Here is an 8,461-nt window from a genome sequence, read left to right as displayed (position 1 = left end):
CTCAATCGCGGTACCCAGGGTCGACTGAGACTTGTTCAGGTTACTCTGAGTCATCAGCGACAGGGTGTTGGTATTAATCACTGCCATAGTATGTATCCTTCAATTTTATTCATGAGTTACGGCATGCGGCCTGCGGCTTCATTGCCTTCATAAAAGTTATCGACAGGACAGGTTCAAACTTTAGTTTTAATAAAAAAAACGAACATCTTTTTCACTGATTTAAAAAGAAAAAAGCGCCGACATGCGGCGCTTTTTTAATGCGATAAACGATTAGCGCAGCAGGGACAACATGGTCTGCGGAACCTGGTTGGCCTGCGCCAGTACTGAAGAGCCAGCCTGCTGCAGGATCTGTGCACGGGACATGTTGGACACTTCAGTCGCGTAATCAGAATCCTGAATACGGCTGCGGGCAGCAGACAGGTTATTCACGGTGTTGTTCAGGTTGGTGATGGTCGATTCGAAACGGTTCTGGGAAGCACCCAGGGAACTACGCTGTGTATCGACGGCTTTAATCGCGTCATCAATGGTTTTTAAACCCGTACCATTTGTACCGTCGTTCTGCAGAACATCGTAACCGTTGCTTCCAACTTTACGATCGGCAGCAACAAAGTTACCGCTCAGACCAGCCACACCCGCTGTTGACGCTGCAGTATATTTATCCCAGGCGGTTTTATCGTTCATTGAAATACTGATTTTTTCAGCATCTTTGGACCCAACCTGGAAATCAAACGCTTTGGTCGCAGTATTATTCAGTACTTTGATACCGTTAAAATCTGTTTGCGTCGCTACACGGTTAATTTCTTTCATACGCTCGTTCACTTCAGACTGGATGGAGTCAATGTCGGAAGCGGAGTTGGAGCTGTTCTGCGCCTGAACGGTCAGGTCACGCACACGCTGCAGGTTGTTGTTAATTTCGCTGAGTGCACCCTCAGCGGTCTGCGCCAGAGAGATACCGTCATTGGCGTTACGTGCAGCCACGTTCAGGCCGTTGATGTTAGAGGTGAAACGGTTTGCGATTGCCTGACCCGCAGCGTCATCTTTTGCACTGTTGATACGCAGACCAGACGACAGACGCTCAATTGCAGTACCTAAGGTCGACTGAGACTTATTCAGGTTACTCTGGGTCATCAGCGACAGGGTGTTAGTGTTAATCACTGCCATGATTATTTATCCTTCAATATTTGTCATTAAGTTACGGCATGCGGCCAGCGGCTTTATCGCCTTCTTAATCGTTATCGACCAGACACGTTTAAACTTTAGTGGAATTGCTGTCGCCACGGTGTGCCGCATTTTTGCATAGAAAAAAGCGCCGACATGCGGCGCTTTCGAAATGCGATTACGCTATTAACGCAGCAGGGACAACATGGTCTGCGGAACCTGGTTAGCCTGAGCAAGTACTGAAGAACCAGCCTGCTGCAGGATCTGAGCGCGGGACATGTTGGACACTTCAGTCGCGTAGTCAGAATCCTGAATACGGCTGCGGGCTGCAGACAGGTTGTTCACGGTGTTGTTCAGGTTGGTCACCGTAGACTCAAAACGGTTCTGAGAGGCACCGAGGGAGCTACGCTGAGTATCAACGGCTTTGATCGCTTTATCGATATCTTCCAGTGGCTTACCTGCGCCCAACGCTGCAGCGGTGACTTTTCCGCTTCGTACGTCGAAACCAATTGCGGCAACAGAACGGTTACCAGCAGTACCATTAACATCTGTCAGTGTTGCTGCAGCAACGGTGTTGGCATATACGCCAGCGCCTGTAACGGCTGTAGTGGTGCTATCCGCGTTTGCCGACGCAAGGTTCCATCCAGCAGCACTGTTGAGAGAGATTCCAATGGTTTCACCATCTTTAGAACCGACTTGGAAATTATAGCTTTTCGCGGTAGCCGTTGCGTTATTCAGAACCTTGATGCCGTTGAAATCGGTCTGTGTAGTCACACGATCGATCTCTTTCATACGCTCATTTACTTCAGATTGGATAGAATCCAGGTCGGTGGCAGAGTTAGAGCTGTTCTGCGCCTGTACGGTCAGGTCACGAATGCGCTGTAAGTTGTTGTTGATTTCGCTAAGCGCACCTTCCGCAGTCTGTGCCAGAGAGATACCGTCGTTGGCGTTACGAGCAGCGACGTTCAGGCCATTGATGTTAGAGGTGAAGCGGTTAGCGATCGCCTGACCCGCCGCGTCATCTTTTGCGCTGTTGATACGCAGACCGGAGGACAGACGCTCAATCGCAGTACCCAGCGTCGACTGTGATTTGTTCAGATTGCTCTGGGTCATCAGCGACAAGGTGTTAGTATTAATAACAGCCATGATTTATTCCTTCAAAAAGTTATCAGATTCAGGCATCTGCCTACGGCTTTCTCACCGTTCATCTGATTATCGACTTCCCCCCCTCAACCTTTAGGAAAATGATCATTTTTTTAAAGGGGCAAACTGCCCGATCTTTCTCTGCTTTATTTGCGCATTGATAAGCGCAAAAAAACGCTAATCTTTTTGCCGTTTCTGCCGATAGAGCATCCAGCGATTGTCTTAATAAAGGATGAAAAAATGGCAAGTATTAGTTCTCTCGGCGCTGGAACCAGCCTGAATCTCGGTACGTTATATGACAATTTAGAGACCGCCGAACAGACCAAACTCACGCCGATTACGACGCAACAGACCTCGTATAAAGCAAAACTGACGGCGTGGAGCGTGGTTCAGGCGGCATTAACCAAGTTTCAAACTGCATCGGATGCGCTGAAGAACACATCTGCCATTGCGCAGGCAAAAGTGACCAGCACCAATACGGCATTTAGCGCAACGCTGGCCAGTAGCGCGACTGCAGGATCATATTCGGTAGAAGTCACTAAACTGGCAGCTGCGCAGACGCTGCTGAGCCCGAAAGTGGCTAACAAAGATACCGATCTGGGCGACAGTGGGATGAGTTCTCGCACTGTCACTATCACCCAGCCGGGCCAGAAAGATCCGCTGACAGTAACGCTTGCCAGCGACAAAACCAGCCTTGCCGATGTGCGTGATGCAATTAACGCCAAACAGGGCAGCGTGACCGCAAGCATCATTAAAGCGGATGACAACAGTTATTACTTGTCATTGACGTCGCGTGACAGCGGCACAACCAATGAGATGACGATCACCACTGATGACAGCGAACTGGCGAAATACATCAGTCACGATCCGCTGGATACGTCCAAAGGGATGACCGTCCAGGTTGTTGCATCAGATGCCGTCGTAAACATTAACGGTATCAAGATCACGCGTAGCAGCAACACCATTACCGATGCTCCGGAAGGCGTGACGCTGAATCTGACTAAAACCAATATCGGTAGCCCGGAAACGCTGTCGGTGGTGAAAGACAACCAGCCGATGACCGATGCGATTCAGGCCTTTGTTGATGCGTATAACTCGTTGCAAACCACCATTAGCAATCAGACGAAATATACCGCGGTCAAACAGGGTGATGCGTCCCAGGACTCCACTAACGGCGACCTGCTGGGTGACGGCACGTTACGTAATATCCAGACGCGACTGCGCTCTATGCTCTCGTCTTCTCAAGGCAGTGGTGATTTAGCAACCCTGTCACAACTGGGCATTACACAGGATATTACCGGTAAATTGACCGTCGACAGCACCAAGTTAGGCAAAGCTTTGACGGACAAATCTGTCGATGTAGTCGCCTTCCTGTCTGGCGATGGCAAAACCACAGGTTTAGCGACCCAGACCAGCAACCTGTTGAAAGACATGTTAGGCAACGAGGGGTCAGTTAAAAATGCCACCGATGGCATTAATAAAACGCTTAAGCAGCTGACTGAACAGTCCACTCGAGTCGCAGCACAAATTGAAGCCACTATGGCGCGCTACAAAACGCAGTTTACCAGTCTGAGCCAGCTTGTTTCCTCCATGGACCAAACAGGGAGCTATCTGACTCAACAGTTCAATGCCATGAACAGTTAATGAAGATGAATTGAGGTTTACCATGTATACAAAATCGGGAATTCAGGCCTATGCGCAAGTCGGTGTTGAGAGCGCGGTCCTGAGTGCCAGCCCGCATCAACTGGTGGTTCTTCTTTTTGATGGCGCGTTAAGCGCCATGAAAAGAGCCATGATATTGATTGAGCAAGGGGATATCGCCGGCAAAGGCTTGGCGCTGACCAAAGCCATCAATATCATCAGTAACGGGTTACAGTCAGGGCTAAACCACGAAATTGGCGGCGAACTAACGACCAATCTGGATAGCCTCTATGACTATATGACCCGGCGTCTTCTACAGGCCAACCTTCATAATGATCTCGATGCCATTAATGAAGTGGTGGAGTTACTCAACAATATTGCTGATGCCTGGAAAGAGATAGGTCCCCATTCTCAGCATGCGCGGGATAATTACTAATGGAAGCCAATCTCGGGTTGCTCCAACACTATCAGCAGTTGTTAACCACCAGTGCAGCGATGCTGGCTCTGACCAAATCGGGGCGCTGGGATGAGCTGATTACATACGAAGTAAAATATCTTACTGCGGTCGAAAAACTGACGCAGTTTCAGGATGCCAGTGACGTTGCGTCGCCTGTACAGGCACAAATTCGCCCGATCCTGAGACAGATACTCGATAATGAAATTGAGCTTAAAGCCTTGCTGCAGCAGCGTATGGACGAGCTGAGAACTTTGGTTGGGCAAACCTCCCGACAACATAATCTGAATGCTACGTATGGACGTCTCTCTGGCAATATTCTTTTCCCTACCGATATTTAATTCGGGGCGAATACTCGGCGGGCGAAATATTTTTCGCTGTTTCACCCGCTAATTTCTCCCGGCTCGCTCATACTGTCTGTGTTCTTAAACTGGAGCACGGAAGATGAAAAACCCCACCCTCTTGCAGTTCTTCCACTGGTATTACCCTGACGGCAGTCAGCTCTGGCCGGAAGTGGCCGAGCGCGCCGATGGTTTAAACGATATCGGCATTAACATGGTCTGGCTTCCCCCCGCGTATAAAGGGGCTTCTGGCGGTTATTCGGTTGGCTACGACTCCTACGATCTGTTTGATCTTGGCGAGTTCGATCAAAAAGGCTCCATTCCCACCAAGTACGGCGACAAGGCCCAACTGCTCGCTGCCATCGAGGCGCTCAAACGCAACGATATCGCGGTGCTGATGGACGTGGTGGTGAACCACAAAATGGGTGCCGACGAGAAAGAACAGATCCGCGTTCAGCGCGTCAATGCAGACGATCGCACCCAGATTGACGATGAGGTCATCGAGTGCGAGGCCTGGACCCGCTACACCTTCCCGGTACGGGCCGGTCAGTACTCGCAGTTTATCTGGGATTACAAATGCTTCAGCGGTATCGACCATATTGAAAACCCCGATGAAGACAGCATCTTCAAGATCGTCAATGACTACACCGGCGAAGGCTGGAACGATCAGGTCGATACCGAGATGGGCAATTTTGACTACCTGATGGGTGAGAACATCGACTTTCGCAATCACGCCGTGACCGAGGAGATCAAGTTCTGGGCGCGCTGGGTGATGGAACAAACTCAGTGCGACGGTTTTCGTCTCGATGCGGTGAAGCACATTCCGGCCTGGTTCTACAAAGAATGGATTGAACACGTGCAGGAGGTGGCACCTAAGCCGCTGTTTATCGTGGCGGAATACTGGGCGCATGATGTTGAAAAGCTCCAGCAGTATATCGATCAAGTGGACGGCAAGACGATGCTGTTTGACGCCCCGCTGCACATGAAATTCCATGAGGCCTCTCTTCAGGGGCGCGACTACGACATGAGCCAGATCTTTACCGGCACGCTGGTAGAAGCCGATCCGTTCCACGCCGTGACGCTGGTGGCCAACCACGACACCCAGCCATTACAGGCGCTGGAGGCCCCGGTCGAGGCCTGGTTTAAACCGCTGGCCTATGCGCTGATCCTGCTGCGCGAGAACGGCGTGCCGAGCGTCTTCTATCCGGATCTGTACGGTGCCAGCTACGACGATACCGGCGGTGATGGCGAGACGTACCACATCGAGATGCCGGTCATTGAACAGCTTGACCAGCTGATCCTCGCCCGTCAGCGCTTTGCCCACGGTATCCAGACCTTGTGGTTCGATCATCCCAACTGCATTGCCTTCAGCCGCAGCGGTACCGATGAGGATCCCGGCTGCGTGGTCGTGCTTTCCAACGGAGATGAGGGTGAGAAGACGATCGCGCTTGGCGAGAACTACGGCAACCGGACCTGGAAAGATTTTCTCGGCAACCGGGAAGAGGCGGTTACAACGGATGAAAACGGCGAGGGCGTGTTCACCTGCAACGGCGGCAGCGTCAGCGTGTGGGTGATGGAGGCGGTGTTGTAACGAAGGGACTGCCGGGCGGCGTGATGCCTGCCCGGCGTTCACAAATTTTATGGCAACTTACTGAGCAGCGGATTTTTGCTCAGGTACGCCGCACATTCAACGGTCGGGCGTTCAACGCGCTGCAGGGTCATGCCGTCATACTCGATGGCGCTGCCGTCACGTTCCAGCGGATAGACATCCCGCTTTTGGGTCACGTTGTAAAAATCATCCGAGCGCAGCATGATTTTCCCCGGCACGGCAACCACCCGCACCCATTGACGGCAATCCAGGGTATCGCCTTCCCGGGTTACCACCAGCGTGGCGATCGCTTCCGGGCTGACCATCGCGCTTTGCGGCCCTTTCGACTGCCAGTAGCCCGCCAGCTCTGCCGGAACGGGATGCTTGATCACATCCTCATATTTCTCGACCTGCACACAGCCGGTTAACGCCAGCAGCCCCGCCATCATTGCTATTTTTTTCATCATTTGTCCGTCTACGGAGAAAAAAAAGAGTGTGGCATTAAAGACGTGCGCCTGCCAGAACTATAGGCAGTACACATGTTGACTCTGAAATAAAAGGAAGGTTATTAAGAAAAAGCCACCCGAAGGTGGCTCTCTGTTTAGCTGGCGTTCTCACAACCCGGCTGGCTTCGGTCAATAACTTGAGTTCCTTCAATAGAGTAACCGAACTTACCCACCAGGAATGCATAAGTGAACTGAGTGACAACGACGTCTGACAACGCAACTGCACAGCGGTTCTTCTCGATAGCACGATCCATTGCTGTTTTAACATTCGGGATACCAAGCGGGAAGATTACCACTGCGGCAGAATCCTCAGCTGTTACGCGTGCACCTTTAACAAACTGATTAGAATTAAGATTATAGTTTTTGGTGCTTGCGACAGTCATATCGGCCACGCGAGCGCTACATCCAGATAAAAGAAGCGCTCCGAGCGCTAAAATCACTACCTTCTTCATTAAATGTTTCCTTTAGTTGCAATCAGAAACATTTTAAACGAAATATAACTTGAGGCAATGCAAAGCGCTAATTTATTGATCTCAATCGAGTTTCGAGCAAAAAAACATCGATATGAAACCTACACCTGCATGCTCATAACATCCTGATACGCCTGCATCAGTTTATTACGTACCTGAATACCCATCTGCATGGATACCGACGCTTTTTGCATATCGGTCATCACATCGTTCAGCGCGATACCCGGTTCGCCGAGGGTGAATTTTTCAGCCTGCGTACGGGCGGCGCCCTGAGTCTCGCTGATGCGGTCCAGCGCGGCGTGCAGTTGACCGGCGAAACTGACGGTTGGCTGCACGTCAGCCACGTTCTGATTCCGGACGGTCATTGCCGTTGCCTGTAGCTGGCTGATGACGCCTTCAATCCCCTGTATTGCCATGACTTTCCCCTGATGGATTTTTACGCGCTCAAGAGTACCAGTCTGTCAATGAGATAAAGGCGTTAAATAGCATGAAAAACCCAGGTTATTTGACCCATAGAAATTCCTGAATCATCAAATAATGGCAGCGCCATGATTATGGAATTTTTGTTGTGTTTGCCGACCCGGGAGTCTGTTTTGTTTCTCAACACGAATAATGTCATCCACGAAGAGCTACGAGGTGCGCGATGAGTGCGACAGCAACAACCGGCCCTCAAACTAAATCTCTCGAATGGATGAGCCGCCTGCGCGCGAACCCTAAAGTACCGTTGATCGTGGCAGGTGCTGCCGCTATCGCCATTCTTGTCGCCATGGTCTTATGGGCGAAACAGCCCGACTATCGCACGCTGTTCAGCAATCTCTCCGATCAGGATGGCGGCGCCATCGTCACCCAGCTTACCCAGATGAACGTCCCCTACCGCTTCGCGGACAACGGTGGCGCGCTGGAAGTCCCGGCCGATAAAGTTCACGAACTCCGCCTGCGTCTTGCTCAGCAGGGCTTGCCGAAAGGCGGCGCGGTCGGTTTTGAGTTACTGGATCAGGAAAAATTCGGCATCAGCCAGTTCAGCGAGCAGGTTAACTACCAGCGTGCGCTGGAAGGCGAACTGGCCCGCACCATCGAAACGCTGGGGCCGCTGAAAAGCGCCCGCGTTCACCTGGCGATGCCAAAACCGTCGCTGTTCGTCCGCGAACAAAAAGCCCCTT

10 protein-coding genes are annotated in these 8,461 nt (G+C 51.3%); 5 read left to right on the top strand and 5 right to left on the bottom strand.

The annotated features are described in order from the left end of the window. Window positions 1–270: 270 nt before the first annotated feature. Window positions 271–1,161 (bottom strand): flagellin N-terminal helical domain-containing protein, encoded by an 891-nt coding sequence (locus ACRDD5_RS00555; RefSeq protein WP_438675577.1) that lies wholly within the window; start codon window positions 1,159–1,161, stop codon window positions 271–273. Window positions 1,162–1,344: 183 nt separating this feature from the next. Next, window positions 1,345–2,304: a flagellin N-terminal helical domain-containing protein gene (locus ACRDD5_RS00550; RefSeq protein WP_438675576.1), complete on the bottom strand. Its 960-nt coding sequence runs from the start codon at window positions 2,302–2,304 to the stop codon at window positions 1,345–1,347. Window positions 2,305–2,541: 237 nt separating this feature from the next. Here ACRDD5_RS00550 and fliD point away from each other — a divergent pair, with 237 nt between their 5' ends. The 4 genes from fliD to amyA all read left to right on the top strand — a co-directional run bounded on the left by fliD (window position 2,542) and on the right by amyA (window position 6,328). Then, window positions 2,542–3,945, top strand: coding sequence for a flagellar filament capping protein FliD (gene fliD / locus ACRDD5_RS00545; RefSeq protein ID WP_438675575.1), 1,404 nt, complete (start codon window positions 2,542–2,544; stop codon window positions 3,943–3,945). 22 nt (window positions 3,946–3,967) lie between these two features. Then, window positions 3,968–4,378 carry a flagellar export chaperone FliS gene (gene fliS, locus ACRDD5_RS00540; protein WP_271282289.1) on the top strand — a complete coding sequence of 137 codons (411 nt, stop codon included), beginning with the start codon at window positions 3,968–3,970 and terminating at the stop codon, window positions 4,376–4,378. Next, a complete protein-coding gene (gene fliT, locus ACRDD5_RS00535) occupies window positions 4,378–4,737 on the top strand; it encodes a flagella biosynthesis regulatory protein FliT (RefSeq protein ID WP_438675574.1) in 360 nt (119 codons plus the stop codon). The genes fliS and fliT overlap by 1 nt, the downstream gene beginning before the upstream one ends. A 103-nt stretch (window positions 4,738–4,840) precedes the next feature. Then, the gene (gene amyA / locus ACRDD5_RS00530; protein ID WP_438675573.1) at window positions 4,841–6,328 is read left to right on the top strand and encodes an alpha-amylase; all 1,488 of its coding nucleotides are present in this window, start codon (window positions 4,841–4,843) and stop codon (window positions 6,326–6,328) included. A 47-nt stretch (window positions 6,329–6,375) separates the two neighbouring features. On the opposite strand, the gene yedD is transcribed toward amyA, so the two are convergent. The 3 genes from yedD to fliE all read right to left on the bottom strand — a co-directional run bounded on the left by yedD (window position 6,376) and on the right by fliE (window position 7,717). Further along, window positions 6,376–6,789 (bottom strand): lipoprotein YedD, encoded by a 414-nt coding sequence (gene yedD / locus ACRDD5_RS00525; RefSeq protein ID WP_438675572.1) that lies wholly within the window; start codon window positions 6,787–6,789, stop codon window positions 6,376–6,378. Between the two features lie 137 nt (window positions 6,790–6,926). Beyond that, a complete protein-coding gene (locus ACRDD5_RS00520) occupies window positions 6,927–7,283 on the bottom strand; it encodes a hypothetical protein (RefSeq protein ID WP_438675571.1) in 357 nt (118 codons plus the stop codon). Between the two features lie 119 nt (window positions 7,284–7,402). After that, entirely contained in the window at window positions 7,403–7,717 is a 315-nt protein-coding gene (gene fliE, locus ACRDD5_RS00515) for a flagellar hook-basal body complex protein FliE (protein WP_438675570.1), read from the bottom strand. Between the two features lie 227 nt (window positions 7,718–7,944). Between fliE and fliF the strand changes: the two genes are divergently transcribed. Continuing rightward, a partial coding sequence (gene fliF, locus ACRDD5_RS00510) for a flagellar basal-body MS-ring/collar protein FliF (RefSeq protein WP_438675569.1) occupies window positions 7,945–8,461 on the top strand: 517 nt, incomplete at its 3' end.

The organism is Silvania sp., assembly GCF_051656365.1.
Lineage (GTDB): Bacteria > Pseudomonadota > Gammaproteobacteria > Enterobacterales > Enterobacteriaceae > Enterobacter > Enterobacter hatchlandensis.
Note: the sequence above shows the minus strand (reverse complement) of the source record. Positions and strands in the feature narration are given on the sequence as shown.

Excerpts from the sequence above, each read along its gene's own strand:
- fliT (WP_438675574.1), top strand. The coding sequence starts at position 4,378 with ATGGAAGCCAATCTCGGGTTGCTCCAACACTATCAGCAGTTGTTAACC.
- fliS (WP_271282289.1), top strand. The coding sequence starts at position 3,968 with ATGTATACAAAATCGGGAATTCAGGCCTATGCGCAAGTCGGTGTTGAG.
- ACRDD5_RS00550 (WP_438675576.1), bottom strand. The coding sequence starts at position 2,304 with ATGGCTGTTATTAATACTAACACCTTGTCGCTGATGACCCAGAGCAAT.
- ACRDD5_RS00520 (WP_438675571.1), bottom strand. The coding sequence starts at position 7,283 with ATGAAGAAGGTAGTGATTTTAGCGCTCGGAGCGCTTCTTTTATCTGGA.
- yedD (WP_438675572.1), bottom strand. The coding sequence starts at position 6,789 with ATGAAAAAAATAGCAATGATGGCGGGGCTGCTGGCGTTAACCGGCTGT.
- ACRDD5_RS00555 (WP_438675577.1), bottom strand. The coding sequence starts at position 1,161 with ATGGCAGTGATTAACACTAACACCCTGTCGCTGATGACCCAGAGTAAC.
- amyA (WP_438675573.1), top strand. The coding sequence starts at position 4,841 with ATGAAAAACCCCACCCTCTTGCAGTTCTTCCACTGGTATTACCCTGAC.
- fliE (WP_438675570.1), bottom strand. The coding sequence starts at position 7,717 with ATGGCAATACAGGGGATTGAAGGCGTCATCAGCCAGCTACAGGCAACG.
- fliD (WP_438675575.1), top strand. The coding sequence starts at position 2,542 with ATGGCAAGTATTAGTTCTCTCGGCGCTGGAACCAGCCTGAATCTCGGT.